Raw genomic sequence first — 19,429 nt, 5'->3', positions numbered from 1 at the left:
CAATTAGTTATAAGTATCCGCAGGTTTTAACTCGAGATGTTGATCTAATTTGTTTAAATCTTGTTGCATTTCAAACTCTGTATTATAGACTCTAATTGAGTCAGAACCAAATTTATAAATAATAAACTCGTTTCCACGTTGCCCTGCAAGGTACTTATCATTATATCCCATTCGCCCCATGCCAGAAACTGACATAAACTCTCTCTTATCTATCATATTAAAAACATTTTTAATTTGTCTTGATGGAACATTGTTAATAATATCATTATTTTTTAAAGAATAACTTTCACCCTGCTCCGGTTGAGCTGGAGGTACATTCGTAGGATTATGCGAATTATCTAAACCCTGTTGCACATAATCTGGAGAGTGATTCAAAGGATTCCATTCTTGTTCTCTAAGGAAAGGAGCGTATTTGAGTACTATATATATGATTACTATAATCGCTAGTACAGCAATAAAATTCTTAATGATGCTAAATATAAATCTCATTGTGTCCCTCCTTATCATATTTAATTAAGTATAATTTAAATTTTTAATTGTTACATCAGACTAAGGAAGTAGTCTTGATATACCTGTAGACTGATGCTCAATGTCTTTAAATACTTTATAATATTAAATATAATTATATATATGCACTGGAGGTGCTTTCATATGAGTATTTTAACTATTATTTTAATCGTTTTATTAGTCGTTTTATTATTTAGAGTTGGATTATCAATATTAAGATTCTTAATATCAGCTGGGATTGTATTATTATGTATTTATTTAGGATATAAAGGTGTAGTTTGGTTATTTAATCATTTCCAAGGACTATCAGACCTCATTCAATAAATAATTTAGGTTAGCTATACGTTTATGATATAAACTATTGTAAAAGGGCTTGTTATCAAGTGTATCAGGCTAACTTTTTATTTATCATCAAAATAACCTGTTTCAACCAAACTAGTAAATTTGATATCACCAATAATTATATGATCAAGTAGATCTATACCTAATTGCACCACACTCTCTCAAACGATACGTTGTTGTAATATCCTCTTTAGAAGGTGTAATATCTCCTGATGGGTGATTATGTACAACAATTATAGCATTAGAAGATTCTCTAATTGCAATATTAAAAACTTCTCGAGGATTTAATTGAGCTATTTAACGTTCCTTTATAAACCCACGACTGTTTCATAACTATATCTTTTGAATTTAATTAATAATACTACAAAATGTTCTTGATCTAAATCTTTCATAGTAGACATCATTAAATCTGCAACATCACCCGGATGAGTTATTTTCACTTTATCTAAGGTACTAGATGAATTCAAACGTTCTCCTAGCTCAAACGCTACCTTTAATATAATTGCCATATACAAACCAATACCTTTTATTTTTAACAAGTCGTTAATGGATAGCTTTTTTATTTCTCTGATTGAGTGATGATTTTTAATTAATTCATTCGCTATATCTATACTTGAAAAGCCCTTTCTTCTAGTATTAATAAGTATTGCAAGTAATTCTACGTTAGATAAACTTTTAGCCCCATAATTAATCAGTCTCTCTTTCATTAATTCTCAATAGATATCTCCTCCTAAAAATATATTAAGCTGCTTATAAAAAATTGAAGTCGTTAAAAATGATAGAAAAACAAATGGAATAAGAGGTACATACTTTAAATCTCCACTAATAAAAATCTTTAAAATTAATGTCACAATACCACCGATAATAAATGTCAAAATAATGATAACAAAAATAAAGTTTAGTGGTAAAAAGAGAAATAAAATATTAAATAGTAAAATGTCTCCATAACCAATTAATTTGAATGTATATAAAAATATTATATGAGAAACAAAAAATATCACTACAAAGCTAGTGAAAAAGATTTTAGTACAAATAAGTGAGACAACTAAAAAACTGCAAGTAACTTCAAATCTATTGTCATAGATTGAATATCATAAAGTGTCATAGTGAGGAGAAATAAGAAAATAATAAGAAAAAGAGTAAAACCTGTTTAAACTAACTACGGTTTTACTCTTTTTGTATATTAATTAAATTTAGTTTTAGCTTTTACTTCACTTATAAAATACAAACTACCAGTAATAATGAGTCCATCACCTTTGTAATTTTCAATAAAATGAACATAATCATCTATAAATTTGATATTATCTAATTTAATTTCTTCAGCAATTTCTTCTTTGGCTAAAGCTTTAGGAAAATCAAAGTCAGCTAAATAAAATTGTGACGCAATCTCATTTAATTTATTAATCATACTACTAATTGGTTTACCTTTAATAGCAGAAAATAAAATATCTATTTTTTCTCTACCGTAATAATGTTTAATAGTGTCTATGAGCGCTTCAACACTCTCGTTATTATGTGCACCATCAATAACCATTAAAGGCTGTTCCCTTACTTGTTCAATACGACCTGTCCAATTAACTGATTCTATACCATCAATCATTTTATTAAAATCAAGATCGATGATATCAGCTTCATTTAATTCTAATAAAGCAGTAATAGCTAAAGAAGCATTTTCTTTTTGATGTTCACCTAGCATATTCAATACGATAGTTTCAAGTTCATAATCTTTATATCGGTACGTAAACTCATCATCTTGAGAGATGATAATAATTTCTCTATCTAATTCAATCGGCTTAGCATTTTGCTCTAATGCATAATCTCTTACATATTTAAGAGCATCATCATTTTTAACTGAATAAATCACTGGTGTATTGGGCTTAATAATCGCTGATTTATCTTTAGCTATATCTAAGTAGGTTGTTCCTAGAATATCTGTGTGATCAAGACCAATACTAGTTAAAATCGACAAAACAGGTTCAAATACATTTGTTGAGTCATTTTTAATTCCTAAGCCCGCTTCAATAATGACAAAATCGACAGGTCTAATTTCACCAAAATAGAGAAACATCATCGTTGTAATAATTTCAAATTCAGTAGCAGCCCCAAGTTCAGTATCACTTTCTAAAGCTTCACAAATTGGCTTAACACGCTCAACAAGTTGAACAATCTCATCATTCGTAATTGGAATACCGTTTAAACTAATACGTTCATTAAAGATTTCTATAAATGGTGAAGTAAATGTACCAATATCATAGCCATTTTCAACTAAAGCTGTTCTGAGATATGCAACCGTAGACCCTTTACCATTTGTGCCACCTATGTGAATACCTCTTATCTTATCTTGAGGATTATTAAATTGTTCTAACATCCATTCCATACGTTTGACACCAGGTTTAATACCAAATTTTGATCTTTCGTGTATCCAATACAAGCTGTCTAGGTAATTCATGATCATACTCCTATGCTTTTAATTGTTCGATTCTTGATTTAACTCCATTATATTTTTCTTGATAATGTCGTTGCTTTTCTTTTTCTTCATTAATAATTCTCTCTGGAGCTTTATTAACAAAGTTTTCATTTGATAATTTTTTATCTACTCTATCTAACTCACTTTGAAGCTTGTCTAATTCTTTTTCTAGGCGAGCAATTTCCTTGTCCATATTAATGAGGCCTTCAAGAGGTAAAACAACTTTACCTGCTACAACAACTGAAGTCATCGCTTTTTCAGGTATAGAAATCTCTGTATCAATTGTTAAATCACTTGGATTACAGAACTTGTTAAGATAACTTGTATTATCTTTAAGTGTTTGAGTCGCCGTTTCATCTTTAGTTTGAATTAAGATAGGAATTGATTTAGAAAGTGGTGTATTCACTTCCACTCTTGATTGACGAACAGATTTAATGATTTCAACTAATTGTTGCATTGTTTGCTTACTTTCTTCAAACATTAATGTTTCTTTTACAGTTGGCCATTCTGCATTAACTATTGTCTCCCCTTTATGAGGTAAACTTCGCCAAATACTTTCTGTAACAAAAGGCATAAATGGATGCAACATCTTCATTATTTTATCCAACACATAACTTAAAACAGAACGAGTAGTTTGCTTTTGCGATTCGTCCTCACCGTTCATTGGTATTTTACTCATTTCGATGTACCAATCACAAAACTCATCCCAGATAAAGTTATATAAAGCTCGACCTACTTCACCAAATTCATATTTATCACTTAATTCAGTTACCGTACTTATTGTTTCATTTAAACGTGTTAATATCCATTTATCTGCTAATGATAAATCTCCAGTTAAGTCAATATCATCTACTGTAAAATCAGCACCAATATTCATTAAACTAAAACGTGCAGCATTCCAAATTTTATTAATAAAATTCCAAACTGATTCCACTTTTTCTGTTGAAAAACGTAAATCATGTCCAGGAGATGATCCAGTGGCAAGGAAATATCTTAAACTATCAGCACCGTATTCATTAATGACATCCATAGGATCCACACCATTACCTAATGATTTACTCATTTTACGACCATCTTCGGCTCTAACTAATCCGTGAAGTAATACATCATTAAATGGACGTGTATTCGTAAATTCTAATCCTTGGAAAATCATTCTAGCTACCCAAAAGAAAATAATATCATATCCAGTGACCAAAGCATTAGTTGGGTAATAGCGCTTAAAGTCCTCTACATCAATATCTGGCCAACCCAGTGTTGAGAACGGCCATAATGCACTAGAAAACCATGTATCAAGTACATCTTCATCTTGAACCCAATTTTCAATGTCACTTGGTGCATCTTCACCTACATAAATTTCACCAGTCTCTTTGTGATACCACGCTGGAATTTGATGTCCCCACCAAAGTTGGCGAGAAATTGTCCAATCTCTGATTTCCTTCATCCATCTATTAAATGTATTTTCAAATCGACCAGGGAAAAAGTCAATTCTATCTTTAGTTTTTTGGTTATCTAGTGCTCTTTGTGCTAAAGGCTTCATTTTTACAAACCATTGCGTAGATAAATACGGTTCTACTATAGCACCAGATCTCTCAGAGTGACCGACAGAATGCATATGCTCTTCTATTTTAATAACTAAATCTTGTTCTTTCAAATCTTCAACAAGCTGTTTACGACATTCAAAACGATCCATTCCTTCGTATTTATCTGCTTGCTCATTCATCTTGCCATATTTATCCATGACAATAATATTTTCCAATTGATGTCTTTGACCAATTTCAAAATCATTTGGGTCGTGTGCTGGAGTAACTTTCATAGCACCTGAACCAAATTCTATATCAACATACTCATCAGCTAAGATTGGCAACTCCCTACCAACTATTGGTAAAACTACCTTTTTACCTATTACACCTTTGTAACGTTCATCATTTGGATTAACAACAATTGCAGTATCTCCAAGCATTGTTTCTGGACGAGTAGTAGCTATTTCAATATAACCTTCTCCATCAACGTATGGATATTTAAAATGATAGAAAGCACCTTGAACATCTTCATGAATCACTTCAATATCTGATAAAGCTGTTCTAGCTTTTGGATCCCAATTGATGATTCTCTCACCTCTGTAGACAATACCTTTGTTGTATAAATCTATAAACACTTTTCTTACAGCTTTACTTAAACCTTTATCAAGAGTGAAACGTTCTCTACTATAGTCCAAACCCAGACCCAATTTAGCCCATTGTTGTCTAATGAATGAAGCATACTCTTCCTTCCAATCCCAAGCTTGTTCTAAAAACTTCTCTCTACCTAAATCATGTCTAGATATACCTTGTTCATTCAGTTTTGCCTCAACTTTTGCTTGAGTTGCTATACCTGCATGATCCATGCCAGGAAGATATAAAGTATCATAACCTTGCATACGTTTCATACGCGTAATAATATCTTGTAATGTTGTATCCCAAGCATGTCCTAAATGTAATTTTCCAGTAACATTTGGGGGTGGAATTACGATTGTATAAGCCTCTTTAGATTTATCTTCTGATGGTTTAAAGTAACCATTCTTAACCCATTCGTCATAACGACCCTTTTCAACTTCTCTTGGATCGTATTTTGGTTTCATCTCCATTAAAAATACCTCCTAATATAAATAAAAACATCCGACCTATAAAAATAGGACGGATGTTCCGTGGTACCACCTATATTCAAGAAGAACTATTTAAGCTTAGTTCTTCAAGCACTTAAGTATTATGATTAACGCTCAAACACGCTTTTACTTACTCAGTGTTGTTCAGTAAAAGTTCAATACAGGGCTACCTTCAGTTAAAATCATTTACATATTTACACCTACCATATGCTCTCTTTAAAATGATAAGAACCTACTCTTCCCTCATAATATATTCATTTACTCACTTATAGTATAATGGATGAATGAATAAGTCAATGTATAGGAGGTAAAATTATGAAAGAGTGTGCTTTTAACACTGATGACCCAGTTTATTTAGAGTATCATGATTATTTTTGGGGGCAACCTTTATACGACAGCAAAGATTTGTTTAAACTTATGGCTTTGGAATCTCAACATGCAGGTTTATCTTGGCTGACAATTTTGAAAAAGAAAGCATCTTATGAAGAAGCCTTTTATTATTTTGATCCAAAGCAAGTTTCTCAAATGACTAAAAAAGACATCGATCGATTAATGAAATTTCCTAATATCGTCCATAATCGTAAAAAACTAGAAGCTATTGTAAGCCAAGCTCAAGGTTATCTAAAAATTGAAGAGGGTTATGATAGCTTTAGTGATTTCTTATGGTCATATGTAGATTATAAGCCTATTGATATGGGATATAAAAAACCAAGAGATCGTAAAAATGTTGATGCACGTGCGACGCAACTCTCTAAAGATTTAAAAAAATACGGTTTTAAATTTTTAGGACCTGTCACTGTTTTCACTTTCTTAGAGGCTGCAGGATTATACGACGCTCACTTAGAAGGTTGTTCTGCTAAACCTAAACACTCATAATTCAGAGTGTTAAATTATAAGTATAATACCACCCAATGATTTTGAAATGAGACCATTAGAATGTTGCGCTAACATTCAACTATTAGAAGCACTTTGGGTGACTGTATTATTTTACTTTGAATTTTAAGAAATAACTAATAAGAGGCGCTATGATAAACAATATGAAGAAAATTCTAAAGATATAATAACTAGATATCATCGCTACATCTGCACCGATAGCAATAGCAACTAAAACAATCTGACTCATACCTCCAGGTGCTGCTCCTAAAAACAACTCATTTATTGAATGATTAGTCAATAAATGAATGATTAAAACCATTATAAACGTTGTAAGAATTAGCATCATATTTTGAAATGCTATAGCAACAGCAATTCTTCCTTTTAAATCATTTAATAAGTGTGCTATTTGCAATCCTATTCGAATCATATATTAATTGTGCTATAGCTAATAACCAATAATCTAAAGTAAAAGTTAAATTGGTAGTTAAATTCCACACTATAAGTACCGCAATAGAAGCAAGCAATTGTTTAATAGGAAAATTAACTTTTGACATTATGAAATAAACAATAGTAATGATGAGTAACAACAACACAATTTGCCAAATCTCTAAGGCACGTGATAAAGGAATCGTGCTATTGATACCCACTTCTTTTGAACTAGATGAATCTTGAAAAAATATGATATGAGTGGCACTAAAATTACAACAAATATATACGAGAGGTTTGAGTTAATCTTACAACTAAAATATTAGCATTTTTATTTTCTTCAGCAATAATAAGCATTTGACTTAGGGCACCTGGAATGACACTTAATATAGCAGTCTCAATATTAACCTTTGCAATTTTCTTAAAAAAGAAAGCAATAAGTAGTGATATAACAATTAATAAAACTGTAACGATAATGATAGTTAACCAATTATTACTAATATCACCGATAACGCTTTTAGTAAAAGTAGAACCTATCTCTATACCTAAAAAAATCAAACCCATTTGACTGAGCCAAAACAGCCATTTGATTGTCAATTTGAACACACGCACGCATAGAATCGTCGCAATAATAGGTCCAAACATAAATGGTAGCAGAATGTGTGAAACTTTTAGAATAAAACTAATGATGATAGCAGTGATTAATATAATAAGATTATTTCTCTGTAAGTGATTCATTTTGAACACGCTACTTTCATATATATGAGTCATATAATAATGCAAGGAATATTTTTTGTGTTAAAAATTATTAGCTTTCTATTTATACGTGGTTATAATTAGCTTTAGGCTAGTAACTTTTTCATATAACTATAATGTAGTACTTGTAGAAATGTAACTAAAGGCTGAGATATTTTCAAGTTTTATCCCAGCCTTAACTACAATATAGCTAATTAATTTAAAACTATCATACTATTCGACTAAGCACATTATCAAATGCCTGAACAGTTTTTTCTATATCTTTTTTAGTATGTGCCATAGACAAGAAAGTACCTTCGAATTGTGAAGGAGGCAAGAATACTCCTTCTTTAGCCATTTCTCTATACATGTTACTAAATAGTTCTAAATCACTTTTATTTGCTTCCTCAAAGTTAGTCACTGGCCCTTCATTCAAGAAATAACCAATCATCGAACCAGCACGATTAACTGTAATTGGCACGTTATGTTTTGCAAACACTTCTTTTAATCCTTTTTCAAGAATATCACCTAAAGCATTAAAGTAGTCGTAAGATTCAGGTGTTAACTGACTTAACGTTTCATATCCGCTTGTCATTGCTAATGGATTTCCTGATAACGTTCCCGCTTGATAAATCGTTCCGACTGGTGCAATTTGATCCATAATTTCCTTTTTACCGCCAAAGGCACCTACAGGCAATCCGCCACCAATCACTTTTCCTAAACAAGTTAAATCAGGTGTTACACCGAAATATCCTTGAGCACAATGATAACCTATTCGGAAACCTGTCATAACTTCATCAAAAATGAGTAAAGCACCATATTCAGTCGTAATATCACGTAATCCTTGTAAAAATCCTTCTACAGGAGGAACGACACCCATATTACCTGCAACTGGCTCTACAATAACACCTGCAATGTCATCACCATACTTTTCAAAAGCTAGACGAAGTGATTTTAAATCATTGTATGGTACTGTAATAGTATTTTTAGCAATACCTTCAGGTACGCCAGGTGAGTCTGGTAAACCTAACGTAGCTACTCCAGAACCCGCTTTAATTAAAAGTGAGTCACTATGACCGTGATAACATCCTTCAAATTTAATAATTTTATTTCGTCCATTATATCCTCTAGCTAAACGGAGTGTGTCTAAAGTAGCTTCTGTTCCAGAAGAAACCATTCTTACTTTTTCAATAGACGGAACACGTTCAATAACTAATTCTGCTAATTTATTTTCTTGTAGTGTAGAGGCACCAAAACTAGTACCCTTATCAACAACTTCATGTAATTTTTCAATGACTTGTTTATTTTTATGACCTAAAATTAACGGTCCCCAACTCAAGACATAATCGATGTATTCATTGCCATCAATATCATAAATTTTAGACCCTTCAGCATGATCCATAAAAATCGCAGGTGTATTTACTGATTTAAATGCTCTTACTGGACTGTTAACACCACCTGGCATCAAATTTTCAGCTATATTCATAGCTTTAATTGATTTTTCATAACCCATATTCAGGCCCTCCTTAGTATTTATCCAATTATTTGTCTAGATAACGACAAATATCTTTCGCAAAATAAGTAATAATTAAATCTGCACCGGCACGTTTAATTGAAATCATTTGTTCCATTACAATTTTTTCTTCATCAATCCAACCGTTTTGAGCTGCTGCTTTAGTCATACTGTATTCGCCACTGACATTATACGCAACAACAGGTACGTTCGTATTATTTTTAACATCTCTAACAATATCTAAATAGCTTAATGCAGGTTTAACAATCATCATATCGCAACCTTCTTTGAGGTCACTTTCTAATTCTCTGAGTGCCTCTAAGCGGTTAGCTGGATCCATTTGATAAGTCTTTCTATCTCCAAATGAAGGTGCTGAGTCTGCAGCATCACGGAACGGACCGAAAAAGCTAGAAGCATATTTTATGCCATAACTCATAATAGGAATATTTTGATATCCAGCTTTGTCTAATCCTTCCCTAATTTCAGCAACAAACCCATCCATCATATTACTAGGTGCAATAATATCTGCACCTGCTTCAACTTGAGAAATAGCTGTATTTACCAATAATGGCAGTGATTTATCATTATCTACATCATGTGTATGATCGTCAATGACACCACAATGTCCGTGATCAGTGTATTCACATAAACATGTATCTGCAACTATAAGTAAATCACTGTATAATTTTTTCGCAATTCGAGTTGCCTCTTGTACAACACCATTATGGTCGTATGCACCTGAACCGACATCATCTTTTTCATTTGGCACGCCAAAGAACATAATCGCTCTAATACCCAAATCGTACGCTTCTTTAATTTCTTCATGTAATAAGTTTAAACTAATTTGATATACACCTGGTAAAGATTTAATCTCGCTTTTTACACTATCTTCTTCGACTACAAATATAGGATATATTAAATCTTCCTTTCTAACGTGAGTTTCTCTCACTATGTCTCGCATTGTTTTTGAAGAACGCAATCTTCTATGTCTATCAAATTTCATTTTTTTGTCCCTACTTTCTATAATTTTATCAATCAACAATTCTAACGTTTGCTTTTCTGCAACTTCTACTGACTGATGATAGTACTTAATTGTATTTGCTGTTTGTTTTCCTATTGCAAAATAATGTTCAAAATTTATATGCGTACCTTCATTAAAGAAAAACTCAACAGCTGAAGAACTTGAAAAGGTTATCGCATCAATCTTCTTATGACAAGCTAAACATTTTACCTGACGAATATTCTCTTCATGTGGCACAGGTCGATATAAATCTATTTTAACAACATCATTAAACAATTTTAATTGCTGAGCTAACTTAGGTCGTGCTTTTTGACTTGAAGGCAATAATATAGATTCACTTTGTACTCTAAATTCCTTTAAAAAACCTTCTTGTGAAAAATCATTTGGAATAAAATCAACATTGATTCCTAATTCACGACAATACTGTGCTGTTTTTTTTCCAATGACAGCTACCTTTTTAACTTTAACGCTATTTAAAAAGTGATAAAAGTATTTTACTGCGTTTTTGGACGAAAAAATAAGCCAGTCATAGTTACGCTCTAGCAAATTCTCATTAAAGTGAAGCTTTTGTAGCTGAATTAATGGTTTATGAATAATTTCAACTAAATCGCTTTGAATTTGATTTGTTTGAGTCATAACTATCACTGGTTTCATAAAATGAGTCACCTCTAAAAAAGAGTTGTTAATTTTCTTCATTTAACTTTCTAATTATTTCATAAGCACCTTGGTCTTTTAATACACGACTTACCTCTTTTCCTAATTTTACAGGATTAGTACCTTGAATAGTGTGTTCATACCGTTCTTTACCATCGGGTGTCATAATAAGACCAGTAAATTCGATTTGTTTATCACTATTCATGGTTGCATATCCACCAATTGGAACTTGGCAACTTCCATCCATTTCAGATAGGAATGTACGTTCTGCAGTCACACATTGTGCAACATTTTCGTTATGCACTTTAGAAAGTAATTCAAGAAGCTCTTCATCATCACTTCTACATTCTATACCAAGTGCTCCTTGTCCAATTGCAGGTAATAAAATATCTTTATCTAAATAAGTAGTAACTATATTATCTGACCAACCCATTCTTCTTAAACCAGCAGCTGCTAAAATAATCGCATCATAATCTTCTGTTTCAAGCTTTTTTAGACGGGTATCAATATTTCCTCGAATCCACTTAATTTGTAAATGAGGATATTTAGATAAGATTTGAGCTCCACGACGTAAGGAACTTGTTCCAACAATACTCCCTTCAGTCAATTCACTTAATGGAGTAAGATTTTTTGAAATATAAGCATCAAAAGGTACTTCTCTATCAGGTATACACCCTAATGTAAGGCCATTAGGAATAATGCTTGGAACATCTTTTAAAGAGTGAATTGCCATGTCTATATTTTTATTGAACAATTCGTGTTGAATTTCTTTGACAAAAAGACCTTTACCCCCAACTTTGGATAGCTGTTTATCGACGATTTTGTCACCCTTCGTAACAATCTCTTTAATTTCTATTTCCAATGTAGGATCGACTTCTTTTAATTTATCGATAAATTGTTGACTTTGAGTTAAAGCCAATTTACTTCTTCGTGATCCAACAACTAATTTACGCATAGGTTGAGTGCCTCCCAGATACTAAAAATCGTTATAAAAATGATCCATTGTTTTAAAAATGTTTAGTTATAACTTAACTAAAGTGTGTCGTAAAAAATAAGTTAATCATGGATAAACAAAATAATATGATATTGAAGTATATAAGATTCCTCTGTGATATCCATTTCTTAATTCGTAGTAAAATATAAATACCATATAGAAGCGTTATCACTGATGAAAGCATTACTTTTGGATCGATGAATATACGATGCCCAACTGAAAATATCCCCCATTGAGCGCCTAAAATAATACTTACAATTAATACAATCCATGCTATCAAAGTAGAATAAAATATAATTGACTCAAGTGTTGCTACACTGCCTATTCTAAAATAATTTTGATCAAAGTTTTTCTCTTTTAAATTTCTATACTGAATAATGTAAAGTAATGAATTCACAAAAGCCACTGCAAAAAATGCATAGCTTAACACTGCCAAACCTATGTGAACGAGTAGTAATTCATTAATCACAGCAACTTGTTGTACTTGAGTCTGGTAATGCTTAGGTTGAAAAGTGTTCATTGCCATAAGTATAAATCCAATTAAATTAAGGAAAAATACTGAAAAATTTAACACTTTAATTAGATTTAAAACTAAGGACAGTGAAATAATAATCCACGTTAAAGCGAAAAAAACATCAAATATAGAACCTAATGGTAAATGTTTCGTTTGTATAATAAAGATAGATAAAGAGATTGTTTGTAATATCCAAACAATCCCTAATGAATAAACACCTAAGGTCCTAATTTTATGGGTTTTATTAATAAAATCCACTAAATAACATACGATACTCAACAAATAAATAATTAATATAACTTCATTAAATCGAATAAACAGGGTTTCTTGCATATTATCACCATAAAAATATGCTTATTCAAAACTAAAAATTCGACGCGCTGAAATTTCCTTTGCTTTACTTTCTTTCTCTAATTTAGCTTTTTGACGAGGATCTTCCGCTTCAATGTCAAAAATGTTTTGAAATAGCTCTAGTTTTTCAGAACTTTTCTTATCACTACTTAATTCTTTAGCCTGTTTGATAGGATCTTTCAACATTTGATTGATAATACTTTTTGTATGTTTTGAAATTACTTTTCTTTCTCTTTCAGAAAGATTTGGTAATTTTCGATCAATACTCTCCATCGTTTCAGCTTGTATATTCATTGCTTTTTCACGTAAAGCACGAATAACAGGTACAACACCTAACATATTTACCCATTCATTGTGTGAATCAATTTCAGATGGAATTTGTTCAGCTATTAATTCAGCTGCATGTTGGCGCTCTCTTAGATTAGCATCTACTAATCCTTTTAAATCATCAACATCATAATTAAAAATATTAGTGATTGCATTAATACCTGGTTCTATATCACGTGGAACTGCTATATCTATCATCACTAATGAATCAATTTTTCTATTTTCTGCAATATCATCAATCATTCTATTAGTAATAATATAATCTTCTGAACTAGTAGAACTTATAACAATATCAGTTTGTTCTAATAAGGTTGGTAATGCAGTCAAAGAATCATATGATACACTGTGCTTTTCAGCTAAAACTTTAGCTTTAGATGATGTGCGATTAACAATCGTTATATTTGAAATACCAGAACCTAAAAGATTTAAGAGTGATAGTTCACTCATTTCCCCTGCACCTATAATGATAGCATGTTTATTTTTGAGTTTACCAAATACCTTTTTAGCTAATTCAACAGCTGCATAAGAAACACTTACTGCATTATCTGCAATATCAGTTTCACTATGTGCTCTCTTAGCAAAAGTAATTGCCTGTTTAAATAAATGATTAAAGATTGTTCCAGTCGTACCAGTATCTTGCGCTAAGAAAAACACTTCACGCATTTGACCTAATATTTGTGTTTCACCTAGTACGATTGAATCTAGACCAGAAGTGACACGTAATAGATGTTCTACTGCGTCGTCCCCCACTTTAACTTCTGACATTTCTTTAATATCATCTACTTCAAATCCAAACGAGCGTGCTAAAAATCTTTGAATATAATAGCGTCCAGTGTGAATTTGATCAACAACGGCGTATACTTCCGTACGACTGCATGTAGATAATATGACATTTTCTAATATCGCTTTCGTTTCATATAAATCTTCATGGGCTAATCGTAAGGCATCATCTCTAAAAGCAACTTGCTCTCTTAGTGCTACATCAGCAGTACGATGATTTATGCTAATTGCAATAAAATGCATTTATAACGCCCTCCATATACTAACAATAAGACAAGTATAACACATTTGTGAACACGTTTAAGTGGATTGCTCAAATAAATTAGAAAGATTATAATCTACTTTCAAATTTTCGTCAAAAAAACAACAATTAGCTTTAATACATGCGTAACGTAACTTCTTCTTTGAATAATTATAAATAAGATGCAATTAAATACCATATTTGTTGTTGTTTATTATTGTTGATAGAGGAGTAACTTATAATACTATCTACCGGCTCAAGTTTTAACTTCTCCTTTATATTTTTAATATGCTTTTTTACTTTCCCTTTTTCAATTTTATCCTCTTTTGTACACACAACCACTGTAGGAATATTAAAATGTTTAAGATAATTATACATTAACACGTCATCTTCTGTAGGGTCATGTCTTAAATCAACAAGTTGTATGACAAGCTGTAGACTTTCACGTTGAGTTAAATATTCTTCTATCATTTTTCCAAATTTTTCTCTTTGAACTTTACTTACTTTAGCGTATCCGTATCCAGGAACATCAACAAATATAAGTTGATTATCAATATTATAGAAATTTAAAGTTTGCGTCTTACCTGGTTGTTGTGATGTACGTGCCATATTTTTACGACCAATCATACTATTAATGAATGTTGACTTACCTACATTAGAACGTCCGCTTAATGCAACTTCTGATAATTCTGTTTCAGGATATTGTGATTCTTGTACAGCACTTATAATTAAATCAATATGATTAGGATTAATATTCATTTTAGATCCTTTCTCTTCCTATATTGTTTAGATTAACTTTAACATTATAAACGATTGTATGTCGATATGACACCCTAAATGGTCATTGTCTAAGTATAAATTTTGCTATCATTAAATGATTGAATTAAGAAATTAACATGAGTACTTTGTAAGTGACGTCATTATGAAATAGTGGAATTAAATTGGACAATCTTTGTCCCCTGTTTATAAGAAAATAGGAACGGTAAGCAGAGAATTTAAAACAAGATTAAACTTCGAAAAAACAAGAGCAAAAAACTGTCCACAAATCTATAAACTTTGCGGACAGTTTGAGAATCACTACACCGTAACATGTCTATTTATAAATTTTATGCAGAAGTTTTACCTTCACTTACAAGTTTGCCTTCAGTATCATATAATTCTGGTTCAATTTCTTCATTTATTGTTTGAGCTGTAATAACAACTTTACTTACATTCTCTGTTGAAGGAACATCATACATGATATCAATTAACGCTTCTTCAATAATTGAACGCAATCCACGTGCACCTGTTTTACGATCTATAGCCTTTTCACTAATTGCTGATAAAGCATCGTCTGTAAATTCTAAATCAACGTTATCAAGCACAAGCATTTTAGTGTATTGCTTAACTAGAGCATTTTTCGGTTGAGTTAAAATATTTTTAAGCGCTTCTACATCTAATGTTTCAAGATTAGCAACGATAGGTACACGACCAATGAATTCTGGAATCAAACCATAAGATTGTAAATCTTCAGGACGGATTTGCTCAAGTAATGCTTCTTCGTCATATTTATCAGCTTCATTACTAGCAAAGCCAATAACTTTTTCACCTAATCGACGTTTAATTACTTCATCAATACCGTCAAAAGCACCGCCTAAAATAAATAAAATATTTGTTGTATCAATTTGAATTAGTTCTTGGTTTGGATGTTTACGACCACCTTGAGGAGGCACGCTTGCAGTTGTACCTTCAAGGATTTTAAGTAGCGCTTGCTGTACCCCTTCACCAGAAACATCTCTAGTAATTGAAGCATTTTCAGATTTACGTGCAATTTTGTCAATTTCGTCGACATAAATAATACCTTTTTCTGCTTTATCAATGTCAAAATCAGCAGCTTGTATTAAACGTAACAAGATATTTTCTACATCATCGCCTACATATCCAGCTTCAGTTAAACTCGTTGCATCAGCGATTGCAAACGGCACATTCAATGTCTTAGCTAATGTTTGTGCTAATAAAGTTTTACCGCTACCAGTGGGACCAATTAACGCAATATTACTTTTTTGTAACTCTACGTCATCTTCGTTAGGACCAATTTGTTGAATACGTTTATAGTGATTATAAACAGCAACTGCTAATGATTTCTTAGCCTTTTCTTGGCCAATAACGTATTCGTTTAAATGGTCCATAATTTCTTTAGGAGTTGGTAGTTCTGTTAATCCCTCTGACGTATTTTGTGCTAATTCTTCTTCAACGATTTCAGAGCATAATTCTATGCACTCATTACAAATATATACTCCACTTCCTGCTACTAATTTTTTAACTTGGTCTTGGTCTTTACCGCAGAAAGAGCATTTTAAGTTTTCTTCATCTTCATTGAATTTGAACATTCTTTTTTACACCCCTATTCCATAAAGACTATACTAAATTGCATTCTACAATGCAACTTAATCACTTTACAATTTAAATGCTTAAACAATATGGAGCGGGACAGAAATTCTATTCTACTCGAATGATTTCACGGTCCCGCCCCTACAATTTCGACTTAGATTGAAATAAAAACTAATTCCAACTGAGCCTATTTTTTTTCAATAATCTTTATAGTCAAAGATTTACTTACTAATATTTTATTGTCACAATTCGGAAGTCTAATTATTTTAGTCTTCTTTTTTAGCTTCTACATATTTAGCATTGTCTCTTAATAAGTCAATTACTTTTTGAATACGAACATCATTTTTAACGACGTCAGTATTACCTAATGTAGATTTAATATCTTCAACTGAAATATTAAATTGTTCGCTCATTTTTTCTAATTCTTTGTCAATATCTTCATCAGACACTTCGATGTTTTCTGCGTCAGCGATTGCAGTTAATGTTAAATTAGTTTTAACACGTTGTTCTGCATCATCTTTCATTTGCTCTCTGAGTTGATCTTCACTTTGACCAGATATTTGGTAATAAGTTTGTATACCTAAACCTTGTTGTTGAATTCTTTGACCAAATTCTTGAATCATACGGTCGAGTTCAGTATTAACCATTGCTTCTGGAATATCAATTGTAGTGTTTTCAGTAGCTTTATTAATTGCTTCTTCTTTCTCAGTATTTTCAGCTTCTGTAACTTTTTGTTCAGTTAAACGTTTACGTAAGTTTTCTTTGTACTCATCTACTGTTTCGGCATTTGAATCTAGTTCATTTGCAATTTCATCATTAAGTTCAGGAACATCTTTAAATTTAATTTCATTGACTTTAGTTTTAAAAGTCGCTTCTTTTCCAGCTAATTCTTCTGCATGATATTCTTCAGGGAATGTTACAACTACATCTTTTTCTTCGTCTACTTTCATTCCCTCTAATTGTTCTTCAAATCCAGGAATAAATGACCCTGAACTAACTTCAAGATCATAGCCTTCTGCTTGACCACCATCGAATTCTTCGCCATCAACCGAACCAGTGAAGTCAATGTTTACTGTATCGCCATTTTTAACTACGCCATCCTCTTTAACAACCATTTCAGCTAAATGACCTAAACTGTGATCAATAGACTCTTGTAATTCTTCATCTGTAAGCCCAGTGTCTTGTTTATCAATTTCAAGACCTTTATATTCACCTAACTTCACTTCTGGTTCAACAGTTACTATAGCTTCAAAAATGAATTCTTTACCTTTTTCGATTTGAGTAACATTAATTTCAGGTTGAGCTACTGGGTTAATTCCAGTTTCATCAATAGCTTCACCATACGCTTCAGGTAATAAAATATCAACTGCATCTTGATACAATGCTTCTACACCGAAACGTTGTTCAAAAATTGGACGAGGCACTTTACCTTTACGGAAACCAGGCACGTTAATTTGCTTAACTACTTTTTTAAATGCTTGATCTAATGCTTTGTCTACTTTTTCTGCAGGAACAGTAACAGTTAATACGCCTTCATTACCTTCCTTTTTTTCCCAAGTTGCTGTCATGTATAAATACCTCCATGATTGACTAATTTATTTTTTCAACTTCCCTATTATAGCATAGGTTTAAAGCGTAAACAAACATTGAAAACACTGTGCTTTTCAAGTTTAGTTATTTTTAATAATTTCTATATTAAAATTCTTTTTCTTAATTTGCAACAAATTAATTTTTAGTTTTCACTATCCAATAATTTAATAAATTCCAATGTGTTTATATTATTCACGTTATTTTCAATACCAATTAAATTCTTAAAGTAAACACCATACGCATCAATCCAGTCCTCAAGATTATATAAAGTCTCTATTTGTAATGGGTACAATAATATTGAGTGGTTATTCATGATGTGATGTGCTTCATTAATGATATGTAATGCTCCTTCTTCAAGTCTATTAACCACGTTAGGGATGACATGTTCTTTCATTTTAGTGTGTTCTAATCCTGAAAGTTGAGTCGGAACAACGCTTATTTTTATATTGTACTTCTTTATCATAAGAGATTGATTATATTCGGCAAATCTTAAAAATTCTAACATAAGACTTATAGTATTTTTAGGTACATCACAAGTTGTGAGTAAATGGGCTATCGTCTCTTTAAATTGATAGTAGCCATTATCAATAAGCTGAAGCACAATCGATGTTTGTTCTCTATTACTTAACTCATCAAATTGTGATAACGATGTAGCAAGCGTCTGTTTATCTACATCTAATCTTGATTTTGCATATTCCATTAAAGGGAAAAGTTCCATTCTCGTTTTATGATTTCTTACTTCTTCAATAATTTGATTAATTACTTCAACCGCTTCATAATACTGTCCTAATCCGTTTAAACTTTTAATATAATAAATTATCAACTCGTCATAACAATTTAATCCACGTTTTAATAAAATAATAGCCTCCTCTCTCAATTCTAAAAAAGAGTTCATTTGAAGAAGCATCCAACATTTTTTTAATGCAACTTTCTCATTTAATTCAAAATTTTGCTCATATGTGTGAAATAAATTATACATTGCATTGAAATCATTACGTCTTTGCGCATCGTTAATCTGATTAAGCAATTTTTCTTCAGATTGTGGAAAAGGTATTACATTTGACAATTGACTCGCACTCC

Annotated in this window: 14 protein-coding genes, 3 pseudogenes and 1 other annotated feature; of the genes and pseudogenes, 2 read left to right on the top strand and 15 right to left on the bottom strand. The window is 31.6% G+C overall.

Annotated elements, in window-relative coordinates; translation table 11 throughout:
- Positions 1-3 precede the first annotated feature (3 nt).
- Positions 4-489, bottom strand: a complete 486-nt coding sequence (locus DYE57_RS05570) for a DUF4930 family protein (RefSeq protein WP_115313183.1) — start codon at positions 487-489, stop codon at positions 4-6.
- Between the two features lie 162 nt (positions 490-651).
- On the opposite strand from DYE57_RS05570, the gene DYE57_RS05565 reads away from it, so the two are divergent.
- On the top strand, positions 652-831 hold the full coding sequence (locus DYE57_RS05565; RefSeq protein ID WP_115313182.1) for a hypothetical protein: 180 nt from the start codon (positions 652-654) through the stop codon (positions 829-831).
- A 77-nt stretch (positions 832-908) separates the two neighbouring features.
- Here the strand turns inward: DYE57_RS05565 and radC are convergent.
- From radC to DYE57_RS05550, 3 genes and pseudogenes are all read right to left on the bottom strand, one after another.
- A pseudogene (gene radC / locus DYE57_RS05560) lies at positions 909-1,556 on the bottom strand (RadC family protein).
- A gap of 476 nt (positions 1,557-2,032) precedes the next feature.
- A complete protein-coding gene (locus DYE57_RS05555; RefSeq protein ID WP_115313181.1) occupies positions 2,033-3,298 on the bottom strand; it encodes a bifunctional folylpolyglutamate synthase/dihydrofolate synthase in 1,266 nt (421 codons plus the stop codon).
- A 10-nt stretch (positions 3,299-3,308) separates the two neighbouring features.
- Entirely contained in the window at positions 3,309-5,939 is a 2,631-nt protein-coding gene (locus DYE57_RS05550; protein ID WP_115313180.1) for a valine--tRNA ligase, read from the bottom strand.
- 42 nt (positions 5,940-5,981) lie between these two features.
- Positions 5,982-6,215 (bottom strand) — a binding site (T-box leader).
- Between the two features lie 57 nt (positions 6,216-6,272).
- Between DYE57_RS05550 and DYE57_RS05545 the strand changes: the two genes are divergently transcribed.
- Positions 6,273-6,833, top strand: coding sequence for a DNA-3-methyladenine glycosylase I (locus tag DYE57_RS05545; protein WP_115313179.1), 561 nt, complete (start codon positions 6,273-6,275; stop codon positions 6,831-6,833).
- Positions 6,834-6,939: 106 nt separating this feature from the next.
- Here DYE57_RS05545 and DYE57_RS05540 read toward each other — a convergent pair.
- From DYE57_RS05540 to DYE57_RS05495, 11 genes and pseudogenes are all read right to left on the bottom strand, one after another.
- Positions 6,940-7,997 (bottom strand): annotated as a pseudogene (locus tag DYE57_RS05540) (AbrB family transcriptional regulator).
- Positions 7,998-8,223: 226 nt separating this feature from the next.
- Entirely contained in the window at positions 8,224-9,507 is a 1,284-nt protein-coding gene (hemL, locus tag DYE57_RS05535) for a glutamate-1-semialdehyde 2,1-aminomutase (RefSeq protein ID WP_115313178.1), read from the bottom strand.
- Between the two features lie 28 nt (positions 9,508-9,535).
- Entirely contained in the window at positions 9,536-10,510 is a 975-nt protein-coding gene (hemB, locus tag DYE57_RS12290; protein WP_198913060.1) for a porphobilinogen synthase, read from the bottom strand.
- A gap of 42 nt (positions 10,511-10,552) precedes the next feature.
- A pseudogene (locus DYE57_RS12285) lies at positions 10,553-11,164 on the bottom strand (uroporphyrinogen-III synthase); the annotation flags it as partial.
- Between the two features lie 46 nt (positions 11,165-11,210).
- Positions 11,211-12,137, bottom strand: a complete 927-nt coding sequence (gene hemC, locus DYE57_RS05525; protein WP_115313176.1) for a hydroxymethylbilane synthase — start codon at positions 12,135-12,137, stop codon at positions 11,211-11,213.
- Between the two features lie 73 nt (positions 12,138-12,210).
- Positions 12,211-13,023: a cytochrome C assembly family protein gene (locus DYE57_RS05520; protein ID WP_115313175.1), complete on the bottom strand. Its 813-nt coding sequence runs from the start codon at positions 13,021-13,023 to the stop codon at positions 12,211-12,213.
- Between the two features lie 21 nt (positions 13,024-13,044).
- Positions 13,045-14,391, bottom strand: a complete 1,347-nt coding sequence (gene hemA / locus DYE57_RS05515) for a glutamyl-tRNA reductase (RefSeq protein ID WP_115313174.1) — start codon at positions 14,389-14,391, stop codon at positions 13,045-13,047.
- Between the two features lie 169 nt (positions 14,392-14,560).
- The gene (yihA, locus tag DYE57_RS05510) at positions 14,561-15,148 is read right to left on the bottom strand and encodes a ribosome biogenesis GTP-binding protein YihA/YsxC (protein ID WP_115313173.1); all 588 of its coding nucleotides are present in this window, start codon (positions 15,146-15,148) and stop codon (positions 14,561-14,563) included.
- Between the two features lie 347 nt (positions 15,149-15,495).
- Positions 15,496-16,758 carry an ATP-dependent Clp protease ATP-binding subunit ClpX gene (gene clpX, locus DYE57_RS05505; RefSeq protein WP_115313172.1) on the bottom strand — a complete coding sequence of 421 codons (1,263 nt, stop codon included), beginning with the start codon at positions 16,756-16,758 and terminating at the stop codon, positions 15,496-15,498.
- A 267-nt stretch (positions 16,759-17,025) separates the two neighbouring features.
- The gene (tig, locus tag DYE57_RS05500; protein ID WP_115313171.1) at positions 17,026-18,327 is read right to left on the bottom strand and encodes a trigger factor; all 1,302 of its coding nucleotides are present in this window, start codon (positions 18,325-18,327) and stop codon (positions 17,026-17,028) included.
- Between the two features lie 164 nt (positions 18,328-18,491).
- Entirely contained in the window at positions 18,492-19,415 is a 924-nt protein-coding gene (locus DYE57_RS05495) for a hypothetical protein (RefSeq protein WP_115313170.1), read from the bottom strand.
- Between the last annotated feature and the right edge of the window lie 14 nt (positions 19,416-19,429).

The sequence above is a fragment of the Staphylococcus saccharolyticus genome, assembly GCF_900458815.1.
Lineage (GTDB): Bacteria > Bacillota > Bacilli > Staphylococcales > Staphylococcaceae > Staphylococcus > Staphylococcus saccharolyticus.
This window is presented reverse-complemented; position numbering and strand designations above follow the sequence as displayed.

Coding starts and splice junctions, on each gene's coding strand:
- DYE57_RS05570 (WP_115313183.1), bottom strand. CDS start 489: ATGAGATTTATATTTAGCATCATTAAGAATTTTATTGCTGTACTAGCG.
- DYE57_RS05565 (WP_115313182.1), top strand. CDS start 652: ATGAGTATTTTAACTATTATTTTAATCGTTTTATTAGTCGTTTTATTA.
- DYE57_RS05555 (WP_115313181.1), bottom strand. CDS start 3,298: ATGAATTACCTAGACAGCTTGTATTGGATACACGAAAGATCAAAATTT.
- DYE57_RS05550 (WP_115313180.1), bottom strand. CDS start 5,939: ATGGAGATGAAACCAAAATACGATCCAAGAGAAGTTGAAAAGGGTCGT.
- DYE57_RS05545 (WP_115313179.1), top strand. CDS start 6,273: ATGAAAGAGTGTGCTTTTAACACTGATGACCCAGTTTATTTAGAGTAT.
- hemL (WP_115313178.1), bottom strand. CDS start 9,507: ATGGGTTATGAAAAATCAATTAAAGCTATGAATATAGCTGAAAATTTG.
- hemB (WP_198913060.1), bottom strand. CDS start 10,510: ATGAAATTTGATAGACATAGAAGATTGCGTTCTTCAAAAACAATGCGA.
- hemC (WP_115313176.1), bottom strand. CDS start 12,137: ATGCGTAAATTAGTTGTTGGATCACGAAGAAGTAAATTGGCTTTAACT.
- DYE57_RS05520 (WP_115313175.1), bottom strand. CDS start 13,023: ATGCAAGAAACCCTGTTTATTCGATTTAATGAAGTTATATTAATTATT.
- hemA (WP_115313174.1), bottom strand. CDS start 14,391: ATGCATTTTATTGCAATTAGCATAAATCATCGTACTGCTGATGTAGCA.
- yihA (WP_115313173.1), bottom strand. CDS start 15,148: ATGAATATTAATCCTAATCATATTGATTTAATTATAAGTGCTGTACAA.
- clpX (WP_115313172.1), bottom strand. CDS start 16,758: ATGTTCAAATTCAATGAAGATGAAGAAAACTTAAAATGCTCTTTCTGC.
- tig (WP_115313171.1), bottom strand. CDS start 18,327: ATGACAGCAACTTGGGAAAAAAAGGAAGGTAATGAAGGCGTATTAACT.